The sequence below is a fragment of the Enterococcus sp. AMC1252 genome (assembly GCF_058216515.1).
In genome coordinates this window covers 859293-873986 of the sequence record NZ_CM177097.1, presented here as the reverse complement: position 1 = coordinate 873986, position 14694 = coordinate 859293, and the positions used below count along the sequence as shown (strand labels likewise).

Genomic DNA, 14694 nt, shown 5'->3' with positions numbered 1-14694 from the left:
ACGATGTCAACTGCATAAATTGAATCAATGTATTCGTAAAAAACAAACAAGGCGTCCTCTGGTCGCCTTGTTCTATGATTTAATGTATTTTATTTTATTGGTAATGAGGAGGAAAATACATGGCAACATATTATGAAGCAATTAACTGGAACGCTATCGAAGATGTAATCGATAAATCAACTTGGGAAAAACTAACGGAACAATTTTGGTTAGATACTCGTATTCCTTTATCTAATGACCTAGATGATTGGAGAACTCTTTCAGACCTTGAAAAAACAACTATAGGCTATGTTTTTGGCGGTTTGACACTACTAGATACTGTTCAATCTGAAAGTGGTATGGAGCAGCTAAGAAATGATGTCCGTACACCACATGAAGAAGCAGTTTTAAACAATATCCAATTTATGGAGTCTGTTCATGCTAAAAGCTATTCATCAATTTTTAGTACATTAAATACTAAAAAAGAAATCGATGACATCTTCGAATGGACAAATACCAATGTTTACCTACAAAAAAAAGCAGAAAAAATCAATGAAATCTATAAAAATGGGACACCTTTAGAAAAGAAAGTTGCCAGTGTATTTTTAGAAACATTCTTATTCTATTCTGGTTTTTATACACCTCTTTACTATCTTGGGAATAACAAACTAGCTAATGTTGCTGAAATCATCAAATTAATCATTCGTGATGAATCTGTTCACGGCACTTATATTGGATATAAATTTCAACTAGGTTTCAATGAATTACCTGAAGCAGAGCAAAATGAAATGAAAGATTGGATGTATAATCTTCTTTATGAGTTATATGAAAATGAAGAACGTTATACTGAAGAATTATACGATGACTTAGGTTGGACTGAAGAAGTAAAAACTTTCCTTCGTTATAATGCAAATAAAGCCTTGATGAATCTTGGAATGGATCCATTATTCGCTGATACAGCGAATGATGTTAACCCAATTGTTATGAATGGTATTTCCACTGGTACAAGCAATCATGATTTCTTCTCACAAGTCGGCAATGGTTACTTATTAGGAACTGTTGAAGCAATGAAAGATGATGATTATTTGATCGGTATGGATTGATACTTTCTCTAAAAAATAAAAAAGCCTCAGATAAAACTGCTTGCGTTTTTATCTGAGGCTTTTTTTAATGATAGTATTGTTTATCTAAGATTTCTTTTTCTGCTATAGATAGTAACAACAGCCATAACTAACATGAACAGTCCAATAACACTTATGAAAAATCGATTTTTCTCACCAGTACTAGGAAGAGCAGATTTTTTAGAGGTACTTATCTTATCTGGAGTTTTTCCTTTTGGTTTTTCATTTGCTTCAGGTGTTTGTGTGGCAAATTTATTATCAGCTATGGTAGCCACAGATGAATAGGTCCCCAATTCCTCATCAAGAGCCATAAAGTACGTATTTCTGCCTGCTTCTAGAGTGAAGTACCCACCTCTATCTGTGATTGCTTGTTTTACGGTATAAGGTCTAACTTGTTTTATATCAGATAAATCTACAGTAACATCTAGAGTTTGTTCGATGCTTTTATTATCTGCAAAAATCGATACATTGGGAGCTGGCTCTCCATTTTTTGAAAGCACTCTTCCTTTTATAGTATTCGTACTTTCATCAAATGAATCAAATTGAATATCATATGCTGCTGAGGTTTCAATCACTGTATATCTGAATACTTTACTGACAGAAACCTTTCCATCAGGTGTATTATTGGTGAAGCTTGCTTTTACATAGTTGATTCCTAGTCTATCTGTTGGTGTTCCCAAAAACTTAAAATTATCATAGGGTGCATGATGAAAGTGAGCATTCGCTTCTAGCATGTCAGTGGTCAAAGTTTCCCCTTGATATAGTAAAATTGATGTAGGCATAAGATCTTCTTCATTAACACTTTGTTCGTGGATAACTAAATATTTAAATAATGCCGTAGCTTCTTTGCTTCCTTTTTCGTCATTGATCGTAAAGCTTGCTCTAACAACCTGAGCTCCTAGCTTATCTGTCACCGGCTCTTCTAATAACTTAAAGTTTTCGTAGGGTTTGTTATTTTCTTTTGCGTCTTTTTGCAACATTTCAGCGGTCAATTTCCCATCAATCATAATAATGACATCGGTATTAATCACCTCTTCTTCTGAGGATTTTTGAGCGATGACTTGATATTCAAAAATCGCAGTATTATTGGAACTTCCACCAGGTCCATGTGCTGTATAGCTAGCTTTTACATAGTTAGTTCCAATTTTTTCAGTGGATGCTTCTTCTAAAAGTTTAACATTATCATAGGGTGCACGTCCTTCATGCATATTTGCTTGCAGCATTTCTGCTGTCAGTTTTTGCCCTTGAAATAAAAATAATGACGTTTTGATTACATTTAATTCTGCTTCAGAAACAGCAGGTTCAGTCGCTTCTTCTGAAGAAGATGTTATTGTTGATAAGTCCCTTTCATTTGTCGCTGCTGGATTAGTACTTTCCATAGTTGATACTGCTGTTTCTGATTCGATTGTTCCATTTGAGTCAATTTCTTCCGCCAACACTCCTACTGGAAAAAAGCCCCCTATTAATATTAAACACATAACAATTTTTTTCATTTTAATCCTCCTACTCTTTTTTTAAAACTCTTTAGTAACACTATTGTAACACGAATGTAATATTAAGCAACTGATTTTTCAAACAAATAAGACTCTTTAAACTTTCTTAATAACTATACTATATAAGCCTTGCGCTTAAGTAAACGATTTATGACGATACCGTATATTACGAAATCATTACATAACCATCATTATTATTTAGCAAAAAAAAGCTGAGTCACAATAACTCAGCTAGCTTGTTCATCTACGATACGTTTCTTACTTTCTTTTCTAATACTATAAATCTTGCTGATATTAATTACTAATGTCTTAATTACTGCATAAACTGGAATACAAATCAGCATACCAATAATCCCACCAACACTTCCTGATGCAATCAATACCAATATGATTGTTAATGGATGAATATTCAATGATTTTCCCATTAATAAAGGTTTGATCAAATTACCATCTAATTGCTGAATAACTAAAATCGATAGGGCCATATACAATGCTTGCCACGGGGAAATAAATAGACCAACTAAAATCGCTGGAACAGCTCCAATAAAAGGTCCTACATAAGGAATAATGTTAGTTAAGCCACAAAAAACAGCCAATAGTAAACTATAAGGTTGTTTGAATATTGTCATTGCTATAAAACTTAATAGACCAATAATCAAAGCATCTAAAACCGTGCTACTAATATAGGCTGACAACGTTTGGTTCATTTCTTTGACCGTTTGCCGTAATTCATTACGAATACTTTTAGGGAAAAAGTGAGACATTGCATCTAAAAATTTATGACCATCTTTAAACATAAAAAACAAAATAAAAGGGACAGTAAAAAGTAAAATGAAAAACTTCAACAAAACGCCAACGATTTTAGACAAGCTGCTGGTCACGCCTACAATCGCGAAATTCAAAATATTACTGATCGTAATATTGGCCTTATCTAATTGTTCTTGAATGTTAAAACTCTTTACTCCCTCTAAATTTCCTAAATCATTCAACCATCGGTTCATTTCCTCTGCATAACTGGGAAGTGACTGACTTAACTCTAGAGACTGATTCACCAACTGAGGAACAACATTCATGATCACAAGTGCAATCAATACAATCAAAAATGTAAACGAAAGTAGAAAGCCTGCAATTCTAGGCAACCCACGCTTTTCTAAGAAAACGACGATGGGATCAAACATATAGTATAAAAAACCTGCAATTAACAAAGGCATAAAAACGGCAGATACCATTCCTAATATAGGACTAAAAACATTAGGCATCTTCAATAGAAAGAAGACCCCGATAATCGTCAATACAATTTCTACTGTCCAAAATAACAATTTTGATTGCTTAAATAAAGAACCCATAAAAAACCTCCAACTCATGATACATTCATTCTACCATTATTTCTTAGTATAAAAAGATTATTTTCTATTTGGACTGTTAAAATTTTACTTTCCAATTTTATCTCCATTCCATGATATACTTATCCTATTAATATACATTTACTAAATCACTTATTTTAAGAGGTGTCTCATGACTATTTTTCTTTATAAATTACTTCTAGGTTTTATCGTGGGAAGTCTAATTGGTCTATTCTCCTATATCACTTGCTTACTCACAAAATCTGGCACCTTTTCTGTAATCTTTATCGCTACAATCGTGTGCGGCTTTGGAGCATGGTCAACATGGGGATTGCTTATTTTATTTTTTGCAAGCTCCGGATGTATCCATTTAATCAAGAAAACCCTAAAAGTAGCTAAAACTGAAATGATTACTGAAAAAGGACAGACAAGAGATGCCTGGCAAGTACTTGCGAATAGCCTTCCAGCAATTACTTCTTTAGTTATTTTCTACTATACAGAGAATCAATTATTTTTGATTGGTTACGTTAGTGCAGTCGCAGGAGCAACAGCAGATACTTGGGGCTCTGAGATTGGTATTTTAAGTAGGAAGGCCCCCCGTTCGATTGTTTCATTTAAGACAATCGAACCAGGAATTTCTGGCGGAATATCTTTACTTGGAAGTATCGCTTCTTTCTTTGGCAGTCTGCTAATTGCAGCGAGCTTTTTGCTGCTTTATGGACTATATCACATTTCTCAATTTTCAGTTTCTTTATTACTTATTGTTCCCTTAATTTGCGGCATTGTTAATTCCATTGTTGATAGTTTATTAGGGGCAACACTTCAAGTAAAATACTTCTGTTCCACCTGTGGAAAAGTAACTGAACAAAAACAACATCACCTACGACAAACAAAGCAAGTCAGCGGTCTTTCATGGTTGACCAATGATTGGGTCAACTTTTTTAGTGGCTGTTTAACAGTCTTACTAAGTTGGATCATTACGTTTTATCTGTACTAAAATAAGGCAATCTCAAAAAGTAAAATTTTCGAGATTGCCTTATTTTTATGCGATCAAAGTAGTTTAAATACTGACTAAACGTAGTTTGGTTATATTTTTATAAATGGATAGATCTTCTATAACTTCAGCATATGTCATTCCTTTTGGTAAATCAATCGTATAAATATTCGTGTATATTTGCGTATCTTCAACTAATACTACATTAAAATTAACATCTTCGATTTCTATTTTGTGCTCTTCAAAATATTGATTGATAAATTCTTTTGTTTCTTGCTTGTGTATATAGCGGATTTCTAATTTTTTTGTTGTCGGGACATGAATTACTTTTCTCACCAAGGTCAAAGCAATGAAAACACCAACAAAACTAGTGATCGCAATTGCATAATATCCCATACCAATTGCAATTCCTAAACCTGCAACCGCCCAAAGAGAAGCAGCTGTTGTTAATCCCGTTACAGACTGTTTTGTCACGATGATCGTTCCTGCCCCTAAAAAACCAATTCCACTGACCACTTGAGCAATCAACCGAGCTTGATCAGAACGAATCACTCCAGTCAATTCTGGGTGGTTGATCGCATCTTGTAAGGCACTTGCCGCAATTTCAACCTGAATCAACGCAATGATCGTTGCACCCATACAAACTAAAATATGAGTTCGCATACCAGCTGGTCGATTTTTATATTGCCGTTCAAAACCAATCACTCCACCAATCAGCATTGCTAAGCATAGCCGAATAATAATCTCAGGAACTGTCAAATTTATATCCATAATACTCATTCCCCCTTACTACTCTTCTATTCCATTATAGCACTAATCATAATGAAAATGAGTGCGCTTCATTTTTATAAAAAAAGTGATCAAAGTGTTTAGCTTTGATCACAGATTCTCATTCTTATAATTTACTTCCAGCAGCGTCATCGATAATAACAACAACGTCTGAATGGTTTTGTAAAGCACTCGCTGGCAAATCAACCGAAACTGGACCATCGATCATTCCTTTGATTGCATCAGCTTTAGCTTCACCATATGCCATTAAAATCATTTTTTTACCTTTCATGATTGAACCGATACCCATGGAAACAGCTCTTGTTGGAACATCTTCTACTTTTTCAAAGTTACGTTTGTTTGCATTGATTGTAGATTCGGTTAATTCAACTACATGAGTTAAACTATCTAGAGGAGTTTCAGGTTCATTAAAACCAATATGACCATTTTGACCAATTCCTAAGATTTGAATATCTATTGGATTATTATCGATGATGCTTTCATAGTGCTTACATTCAGCTGATAAATCTTCAGCTTTACCGTTTGGTACGTATGTGTTTTTAAATGGTTTTTTATTAAATAATTGGTCATTCATGAAGTAACGGTAACTTTGATCATCCTCTCCGCCTAAACCAACATATTCATCTAAATTCACAGAAGTCATACCTGTAAAATCTAAATCACTTGCAGTCATCTCTTTATATAATGTTTCTGGTGTGCTTCCTGTAGCAAGACCTAAAACTTTTGCGCCATTGTCCATGCCTTCTTTGATCAACTCAAATGCTTTCTTTCCGCCTTCTTCGGCGTTAGCTACTTTGATAATTTTCATTAAAAATTGCTCCCTTATGTTCAAATTTGGTATAGTCCAATTATAACACCCTATAAAAAAGATTTCTAGTCTAAAATGATTAGAAAATAAAAAAACTTCTATTCCTTTTCAAGAATAGAAGCTTTTGAATTAATATCCGCCTGAGTAGACTTCATTGGCTGCATTTTGATCCGTATATGAATTGGGATCAGAATTGGCTGCATCTTGAGCATAACCATAGCTATTCATCGTATCTGAGGTCCCGCTGTTGCCATATTCATATGAGCCAGCCTCATTACCACCAATATAATTGCTATAGTTGCTGTTATCTTTTGCTTGCATCTCTTTATTCTCAGGTAAACCTAGTTGAGCGCGCAAGTTTGTTTGTACGTCATATAATTTAGTTGGATCTAAAATTTGGTAATAGATACCACCAATTTCTTGACCTTCACCTTCTAACTGTAAAGAGTCGATATCTTTGAATGCAGGCATATATTTCTTCTGAATATCTACCATATTATCCCAAGTTAAATCTGTCTTCACATTATCTTTTACAGCGTCTAAAATCTTTCTATATTTAGCAACGCCATCTAAACTGATGACTTTATTAACAATTTTTTCTACAACTTCTCTTTGGCGACGTTGACGCCCAATATCACCCTCTGGATCTTCTTCACGCATCCGGGCATAGGCTAAACCAGTCTCACTATCAAGTTTGATATGACCTTTTGGAACTGTAATACCATCTAATGTAAATTCAAACGGATTATCAACTTCGATACCACCTACAGCATCAATTAAATCTTTCATACCTTTCATATTGATTGATACATAGTTATCGATTGGAATATCCAATAAATTTTCAACCGTATCAATGGCCATTTTGGCACCACCAAAAGCATAGGCATGATTTAACTTATCTTCTGTGCCGTATCCAACAATATCAGTTAAAATATCCCGATCCAAACTAATCATTGTAGATTTTTTTTCTTTAGGATTAATAGTAACTACCATTGTCGTATCAGAACGACCTTGTTCAGTCCGTCCTAAATCACCAGTATCAATTCCCATTAGTAAAACCGAAAAAGGTTCTTGTGCATCAATATTTACAGCCGTCTCTCTTCTTTTAGAAGTTCGATCAATTGATTCATACACACCTTTTACTGTACCAGTTGCATCAGAATACATTTTAATCCCGTATGCACAGAAGCCTGCAACTGAAACAAGAACTAATCCTAAAGCAGTTAATATTACTTTTTTCCATAGGTTCATAAGACACTTCCTCATTTTTGCAAGAATAATTCATGAAATCTATTTTCTCACAATTTCCACCATGCCGCAACTTTTTTGGGGAATTGGCATGATATCTTAATGTATTTGTAAAATAATGTATAGTAGTTTTCGTTAAATTTTGTTTTCTCTCCGCATTAAAATAGTCGCTTTAGCAAAAAAAAATTACTTATCAGAATCTATAGTTTCTTTTAAAAGTCTCCATGCATTTTTATTTCTCGAGAAATTATAAATATTAAATGCATTAACTACAATTAACATGATAAAAAATACTTGACCTAAGCTTAAAAAAATACTAATAAAAACAAACAATAAAACAATAATGATATCCCATGGGATCAAATCTGACTGTTTAATTTCTAGTTTGGTATTTAATATTTTTCTGAAAAAATAGCTTTTTAAAATAGAGACCATTGTTATCACAAATACTGCACTATTAAGAGATTCAAATATCCAAATAACTGGATAAATAACGATTATAGTCATTAAAACCATTATAGTATTTACTTGTAGTAGTTTTTTTTCCATTCGCAAAACCTTAAGATATGTATTATATAACATAGCAATTTTACTTTCAAAAATTGTCATAGGAAATATAAAAGCCAAGTACTTTATTCCTGAGGAATATGCAGGAAGAAATAGCTGAAGAAAAAGATAGATTGGAAAATATAAAAATAAAATATTCAATAACATACTAGATAATAATTTATCAATATATTTAAATACCTCTTTCATTTTATTCGTTTCCATTCGTTTTAAAATAGGAAAAAACACAATCGAAATAGAATTGATAAATACCATTATCATATTTGTCATACTAATAATTAAAGATATTTTTCCAAAAACTTGAATAGACCATTTCAACTCAATACTCATTCTTATAATTCCCATAACTAATATACTACTAAGATTTGATAAGGTAATATTAATTCCATTTTTACAGAAATACAACGAATCTTTCATTCCTGTACTTAAAGACTTAATTTTTCCAAAGATCAAAGAACGTGATATATATGCTAATAATATATTCGTAATAATCTTAGAAAAAAGATCCACGATGATAAAAAGCTCAAACTTTGTCACTCTTAAAATAATCAGAGTCATTATTCCAATTATTAATAAGGTTTTTTCTAAGATCATGGCTATAGAAAATAATTTAAGCTCGCCAGTCGCCTGTAACTCATATGTTAAAACAGATCTAGGTACTATTAATAGTAACGCTATGGCTGAAAATATAAGTATCGTACTTTTATGGGGATCAACTGAATTCCCATAAATTCCAATAATAATTAACACAAGCATGAAGAAGAAAGAAATAACCGATAAATTCAAAAATTGACTTCTTAACCTTTTTTTGGGTAATTCATTATAACGGCTGCCACCAAACTCTAAATATATCCCTTCCGGCAAGCCAAACGTCAAATATTGAAGATATGTAGTGTAAAATATATAAAGTTGCCAATAACCATATAATTCAACTCCAATAAATTTGGGAACAAAAATGATTAAAAAGAATGATGTAAACAAATTAACCATATTCGCTGAAAATGTATAAGATAAACTTGTAAAAAGTTTCTTTCTCATTTTATAAAACCTTCACTTTACTATTATTACCCATTTTTTTTAATGTATAAGCCAATAAAAAAATAACTATTACACTAAAAATCTTAGGTAAAGATAAAGAAGCCACTAGAAAATTTGTAAAACTACTCCTTGGTGCAAACATAAGCTGTCTAGCCATCAGAAAAACAATACCTTTAAAATATGGATTCAAAAGTGTTATAAAACGATAAAGATTTCTTAGGAAAAAACCATAAAATAAATTTCCTAGTATTAAGCCAACATAAGAAAAATCTTTGAACAATTCAGCTACATAACTACTCCCATATCCTATACCTCTTAGATATAAGTCAGGCATGATATAATAAGAAATCGTATGTGAAAAAAGATTTCCCTCTAAGGCTCTACTGACATTTTGGCCAACATAAAAATTTTCAGTTTTAGTTAAATTGATCATAATTCTTGTCTTAAAAAATTCAATAATTGGTCCAAATGAATAGTTTTTATTAGGCAGAGAATCTCTAAAATTAATTGTATAGCCCAAAACGTTCACACTGATTCCTTGTGAAAAGAAAAAATCAAGAATAGATTCAGAAATTCGATTTGTTGCTAGTGAATCTCCTCTTCTTAGGTTTCCAACTACATTCAGTACTATGAAAAATATTGGAAGAATACAAATTCCTAATAATATTTTCTTTTTGCTAATCCATTTCTCACGCTTTTCTGAAAAGTACTCTCTATAAAATACATATAATACAAGAATAATAATATTTAGAAGGAAATCTGATCTTCTTCCTGACCACAAACACAATACTCCTTCAGCTAGATACAAATAAATTAGTGGTAAAGCTTCTTTCTTACCAGGCATACATCCTAAAAAAATAAAAAAACTTATATCATACATTTCACTCAGAAATACTATACTTCCAGGTAATGAGGAGCGAAAAGAAGAGAACGCTTCATAATATCCTTGTGAATTTGTTCCTTGTATCATATCTAAAAGCACGAAAACTCTAAGTGTAAATGATAATAAAAAAACATACTTACTTACTAACTTGATTTCTTCATAATTACTCTGTACCAAATTATTATTCAATCGAATCTTTATAAAACTTCCTAAAAAAAGAAATAAGAGACTAATAAAAAGTAACAATAAAACCTCCACAATGATTTGTGTATCATAAAAAGCAGTACCAAGTATACCAACCATATCCATTTTATAGCCCAAAACTCCTGTAACCACTATTCGTCCAAGTAAAAATGTAAAGAATGTTACCAAAAAGAGGGAAAAGGGTATATTATCAGGATATTTTGTAAAAGAAGTAATGAAGAACGAAACAATTAGAATCAACAAAACTACTGCCATAGCCTCGTAATTCATTGTTTGATAATAATAAACAAAACAAATTATCAACAGTGGGAAAAATATTATTTGAATTAGGTTAAACAACATTTTTTTTCTCATATATCCCCCTCTAATAACTCTTGACAAAATTTTTGGTAGTTTTTCTCTTCATTTAACACTGTCTGCCATGTATGAAAAGCATTTCGTGACAGTTCATTATATTTTTCTTCTGAAAAATTGTTTAACTCTATAATTTTCTCTAAAAGATCTTGAGGAGTTATTTGAAAATCAACTAACAAACCGTTATATCCATCTTTTACAATATCTGAAGTTCCTCCAACATCGGATGCAATTACAGGCAAAGACATACTAAAGGCCTCCATTATTGATACAGGAGTTCCTTCTGATTCCGATACGTTGATAAATAAAGAAACTCCCTTATCTTCATAAACGCTCATTACATCCTTATTTTTGACATATCCATAGAACTCATACTTCCCTTTTTCTAATTTTTTTTGGGCGTACTTGTGTATTTTTTTTTCATAAGAGTTTTTTCCAGATCCTAGATGAATCCATTTATAGTCTATACCTTTTTTTTCACAGAGACTTAATGTGTCAATAATTTTTTCAATTTTTTTCAATGGCCTTATGGTTGAGCAACTGACTAAACATATTTTCTTATTGTCACGTTTGATAAATTCATTGCTAATTGATTTGACACCTAACTTTCTCACAGCCACTTTATCTTTAAAATTAGGAACTCTCAATTTCAATATATTTTCTCCAAAAGTTGATACCGGGTAAACAAAATCCATATTTCGTAACAAGTACTCTCGGCTTGGCAAATAATTCAAAAAATTAGCATTTTCATTTACATCATAGCCATGTGCTCTAGAAATAATTTTTTTCACTGCGTATCCATTATCTACTAAATATTTTTTAAGTTCGATTCCCACCATTGATGTAAGATAGAACCAGTAAGAGTATATATAGATAGAAGTATTACTCGGTAAAACAATTTTTTTTTCAAACTCATCCTTAATAATTTTCCATGTCGTTGAACTTCTTACTTGAAAATAATATTCAAATAATTGCTTTGAAAAACTTATTGGCATTTTCTTTATTTCGTTTTTGATTGCCCCATTTCCTTTGGAGGTCATCATCTTGATTTTTGCCTTTAATGAATGATCTGTTGATACTTTAAGTACATGAACATTGGACGATACATTCCTTGTTTGTTTCATATTTTCATTAATCATTACAGGTATAATAATGACCTGTTCAAATGTTTCAGAAAGATACTTAATCTCAGATTCAAGATACTCTTCGCCTTTCCAAAAAGGAAAATAATTTGTTAAAAGTATTAAAGTCTGATTATTTTTCATTTTAATACATCATTCCTAGTGATATTTTTTCTTTTTAAGACTGCAAAAAAAGTTAAAAAAATAATTTTGAAGTCTAATAAAAACGACATGTTTTCAACATAATAAACATCATTTTTCATTCTTTCATCCATAGAGGCTGCATTTCTTAACAAGGCTTGATTTAGTCCAGTAATTCCTGGTTGAACTTCAAATTTCACTTTAAATTCTTCCGAATATCTATGCTCATTTCCCAATGGGCTAGGACGTGGGCCAACAAGACTCATATCTCCAAGTAAAACATTCACTAATTGAGGCAGTTCGTCAATACTCGTTTTTCTTAAAATCAATCCTATTCTAGTTACTCTGGAATCATTGCTAGAATTAAAAGTACTTCCATCAACATTACGTATATCAGGTGCATTTTCTTTCATTGTTCTCAGTTTAAACATTCTGAATCTCTTCATATTTTTACCCAACCGCTCAGCATTATAAAAAATTGGGCCACCATCTTCCAATTTAATAACTATTGCAAATAAAAAGCAAACTAAAAATATAAATGGTAATAGAATGATAGAAATCAATATATCAAATATTCGTTTAATAAAAAATTGGTACATTGTTCTCCATTCCTCCCATCTCTTGCTTAATTTCTTCTAATGCTTTTTCCATATCATAACTTGTATAATCCCCAAGTGTACTCTTTGATAATGAATGATTCATAAATGAACTGTTGGAGGTGCTTTTTGAAATATCACCTAAGATTGATAATTTTTTATTATTAAAAACTTTATTAACCAATTTACCAACTTCTAAATTAGTCAATCTATTATCTGTTCCTATATTTAATAAATAATAGTTTGTATCTATATTATGATGAAATATAGTCATTTTTATCGCGTTTATCACATCTTTAATGTAGATAAATTCACGTTTATCTTCTGTTAAATTTGTTAGAGACAACTCTTGTTTATTTAACGCCTGGCGAATAAATAAATTTATCATATAATTATTTTTTTCATTTGATCCAAATACATGTGCCAAACGAAGTATATACAGAGAAGTTTGAGCAGAGTCCAAATGCAGCCGACAAATTTCTTCACCTACAACCTTACTTAATCCATAGAAATTACAAGGGGAGGGCGATTCACTTTCTTTCCAAGGTAACAAGTTACGATCAGAATACACCGAAATAGACGATATATAGATAAATTTGCTAATACTGTTCTTTTTACTTGCCATCACTACCCTTTCAGTCAAAAGAACATTTTCACTATAATCTTCAAATGTTATCCCACCGCCTCTTCTAGCTGCCAAATGAATAACCACATCAGCATTTTCAAACCACTTTTTTAAAGAAGTTAATGAATAATCCGTACAAAAGTCGGAGTTTTTATTTCTGGTTAGGGGTATAATTTTAATTGAACTTATATTTTTCAACTCTTTTACTAATTGTTTTCCTATAAAACCTGATGCACCAGTCACAACTACCCGCATTTTTCTCCCCACCACACTTCCAATTAAATTATCCTATAAGCAATTTTTTCAAATCTATTATTGATTGGACGAATAATATCTCCTTCATCATAATATCTAAAAGATTTATTCTGATCTGTAAACTCTTCCAAGTACTTTGCCTTAGTATTTGGTTCTTGGCAATAAAATTCCAATGTCATCTGTTTTTCATACCCCTGGTTATAATTATCTAATTCACTTAAGTCGTTATATAATAGATGATCAAATGTTAATTTTAGTAAATTAAATTTTTTAGTATGGTAAATTAAATTCCACATGTGACAACCATCTAGCCTTGGAGTTATCTCTATGATATAGGGTTCTTCCCGCTCTACTTTCATCTGAGCGTATACTGGACCATTGACTATCCCCATTTTACTAGCTGATCGTTGAAGTAAATCAGCTGTTTTTTCAAAGATATCGTCTGAGAAATGTGAAGGTAAAATATGCTTATGGATCAACCCTTCAAACTTTGGCCAAGTCACTCTGTCAGAAATCTCGCATACCTTTAAAACTCCATTAACCAAGTAACCATTAACTGAAATTTCCGGTCCATCAACATACTTTTCAATTATCGCTAAATTAGATCTAGAATAACTTTTGGTATTGTCGAATTCTTGTAGCAACTGTTGATGGTTATCTATCTTAATTACTCCTCTTTGCCCCTGTGAGTCCGCCGGTTTTAAAAATAATGGATATTCATCAAATATCTGAAATTGAAAGTCTTCAACATTACTGAGTGCTTGAAATTGAATATTCCCTTTAAATGTTTCACCTAGAAATGATCTCATTAAATCTTTTTTATTGCACCTGTGAGCGACCTCGCTTGAAATAAAATATGGCAATCCTGTTATTTCACTCACTTTAGAGACGACTGGCATAGCTATATCTGAACCTACTGAATATATAAGTTCGATACTTTTCTCTCTTACATATTGAACAACCTCATCTATATTAATAATGTTAATCTCTGTAAAAACATCTGCAATCTTGCTGCCAGGACCGTCATTTTTCATAGCTATAGCATGAACTTCTACATCTTGATAAGCTTCCTTTATAAATTTAATTGCATCATATTGAACAGCGGCAACCCCTAGTACTAAAACTTTCTTCATTT

Annotated in this window: 13 protein-coding genes; 2 read left to right on the top strand and 11 right to left on the bottom strand. The window is 31.8% G+C overall.

Going from position 1 to position 14694, the window contains the following annotated elements; translation table 11 throughout:
- Positions 1–119 precede the first annotated feature (119 nt).
- Positions 120–1082 carry a class 1b ribonucleoside-diphosphate reductase subunit beta gene (nrdF, locus tag AC4BB5_RS03985; RefSeq protein WP_490458112.1) on the top strand — a complete coding sequence of 321 codons (963 nt, stop codon included), beginning with the start codon at positions 120–122 and terminating at the stop codon, positions 1080–1082.
- 80 nt (positions 1083–1162) lie between these two features.
- On the opposite strand, the gene AC4BB5_RS03980 is transcribed toward nrdF, so the two are convergent.
- Both AC4BB5_RS03980 and AC4BB5_RS03975 read right to left on the bottom strand, forming a co-directional pair.
- Positions 1163–2593 (bottom strand): LPXTG cell wall anchor domain-containing protein, encoded by a 1431-nt coding sequence (locus tag AC4BB5_RS03980; RefSeq protein WP_490458111.1) that lies wholly within the window; start codon positions 2591–2593, stop codon positions 1163–1165.
- Positions 2594–2820: 227 nt separating this feature from the next.
- On the bottom strand, positions 2821–3939 hold the full coding sequence (locus AC4BB5_RS03975) for an AI-2E family transporter (protein WP_490458110.1): 1119 nt from the start codon (positions 3937–3939) through the stop codon (positions 2821–2823).
- Between the two features lie 169 nt (positions 3940–4108).
- Here AC4BB5_RS03975 and AC4BB5_RS03970 point away from each other — a divergent pair, with 169 nt between their 5' ends.
- Complete coding sequence (locus AC4BB5_RS03970; protein WP_490458109.1) at positions 4109–4933, top strand: DUF92 domain-containing protein; 825 nt, start codon at positions 4109–4111, stop codon at positions 4931–4933.
- 63 nt (positions 4934–4996) lie between these two features.
- On the opposite strand, the gene AC4BB5_RS03965 is transcribed toward AC4BB5_RS03970, so the two are convergent.
- The 9 genes from AC4BB5_RS03965 to AC4BB5_RS03925 form a co-directional block, all read right to left on the bottom strand.
- Positions 4997–5704, bottom strand: coding sequence for an MgtC/SapB family protein (locus AC4BB5_RS03965; RefSeq protein WP_490459023.1), 708 nt, complete (start codon positions 5702–5704; stop codon positions 4997–4999).
- 121 nt (positions 5705–5825) lie between these two features.
- Entirely contained in the window at positions 5826–6527 is a 702-nt protein-coding gene (locus tag AC4BB5_RS03960) for a glucosamine-6-phosphate deaminase (RefSeq protein WP_490458108.1), read from the bottom strand.
- Between the two features lie 129 nt (positions 6528–6656).
- Positions 6657–7778 (bottom strand): LCP family glycopolymer transferase, encoded by a 1122-nt coding sequence (locus AC4BB5_RS03955; protein ID WP_490458107.1) that lies wholly within the window; start codon positions 7776–7778, stop codon positions 6657–6659.
- A 183-nt stretch (positions 7779–7961) separates the two neighbouring features.
- Positions 7962–9380, bottom strand: a complete 1419-nt coding sequence (locus AC4BB5_RS03950; protein ID WP_490458106.1) for an MATE family efflux transporter — start codon at positions 9378–9380, stop codon at positions 7962–7964.
- A gap of 1 nt (position 9381) precedes the next feature.
- The gene (locus AC4BB5_RS03945; RefSeq protein WP_490458105.1) at positions 9382–10821 is read right to left on the bottom strand and encodes an O-antigen polysaccharide polymerase Wzy family protein; all 1440 of its coding nucleotides are present in this window, start codon (positions 10819–10821) and stop codon (positions 9382–9384) included.
- The gene (locus tag AC4BB5_RS03940) at positions 10818–12086 is read right to left on the bottom strand and encodes a glycosyltransferase (RefSeq protein WP_490458104.1); all 1269 of its coding nucleotides are present in this window, start codon (positions 12084–12086) and stop codon (positions 10818–10820) included. The genes AC4BB5_RS03945 and AC4BB5_RS03940 overlap by 4 nt, the downstream gene beginning before the upstream one ends.
- Positions 12083–12682 (bottom strand): sugar transferase, encoded by a 600-nt coding sequence (locus AC4BB5_RS03935; protein ID WP_490458103.1) that lies wholly within the window; start codon positions 12680–12682, stop codon positions 12083–12085. The genes AC4BB5_RS03940 and AC4BB5_RS03935 overlap by 4 nt, the downstream gene beginning before the upstream one ends.
- Positions 12663–13559, bottom strand: a complete 897-nt coding sequence (locus AC4BB5_RS03930; protein ID WP_490458102.1) for an NAD-dependent epimerase/dehydratase family protein — start codon at positions 13557–13559, stop codon at positions 12663–12665. The genes AC4BB5_RS03935 and AC4BB5_RS03930 overlap by 20 nt, the downstream gene beginning before the upstream one ends.
- 23 nt (positions 13560–13582) lie before the next feature.
- Entirely contained in the window at positions 13583–14692 is a 1110-nt protein-coding gene (locus AC4BB5_RS03925) for an ATP-grasp domain-containing protein (protein ID WP_490458101.1), read from the bottom strand.
- Between the last annotated feature and the right edge of the window lie 2 nt (positions 14693–14694).

Excerpts from the sequence above, each read along its gene's own strand:
- nrdF (WP_490458112.1), top strand. The coding sequence starts at position 120 with ATGGCAACATATTATGAAGCAATTAACTGGAACGCTATCGAAGATGTA.
- AC4BB5_RS03980 (WP_490458111.1), bottom strand. The coding sequence starts at position 2,593 with ATGAAAAAAATTGTTATGTGTTTAATATTAATAGGGGGCTTTTTTCCA.
- AC4BB5_RS03975 (WP_490458110.1), bottom strand. The coding sequence starts at position 3,939 with ATGGGTTCTTTATTTAAGCAATCAAAATTGTTATTTTGGACAGTAGAA.
- AC4BB5_RS03970 (WP_490458109.1), top strand. The coding sequence starts at position 4,109 with ATGACTATTTTTCTTTATAAATTACTTCTAGGTTTTATCGTGGGAAGT.
- AC4BB5_RS03960 (WP_490458108.1), bottom strand. The coding sequence starts at position 6,527 with ATGAAAATTATCAAAGTAGCTAACGCCGAAGAAGGCGGAAAGAAAGCA.
- AC4BB5_RS03955 (WP_490458107.1), bottom strand. The coding sequence starts at position 7,778 with ATGAACCTATGGAAAAAAGTAATATTAACTGCTTTAGGATTAGTTCTT.
- AC4BB5_RS03950 (WP_490458106.1), bottom strand. The coding sequence starts at position 9,380 with ATGAGAAAGAAACTTTTTACAAGTTTATCTTATACATTTTCAGCGAAT.
- AC4BB5_RS03945 (WP_490458105.1), bottom strand. The coding sequence starts at position 10,821 with ATGAGAAAAAAAATGTTGTTTAACCTAATTCAAATAATATTTTTCCCA.
- AC4BB5_RS03940 (WP_490458104.1), bottom strand. The coding sequence starts at position 12,086 with ATGAAAAATAATCAGACTTTAATACTTTTAACAAATTATTTTCCTTTT.
- AC4BB5_RS03935 (WP_490458103.1), bottom strand. The coding sequence starts at position 12,682 with ATGTACCAATTTTTTATTAAACGAATATTTGATATATTGATTTCTATC.
- AC4BB5_RS03930 (WP_490458102.1), bottom strand. The coding sequence starts at position 13,559 with ATGCGGGTAGTTGTGACTGGTGCATCAGGTTTTATAGGAAAACAATTA.
- AC4BB5_RS03925 (WP_490458101.1), bottom strand. The coding sequence starts at position 14,692 with ATGAAGAAAGTTTTAGTACTAGGGGTTGCCGCTGTTCAATATGATGCA.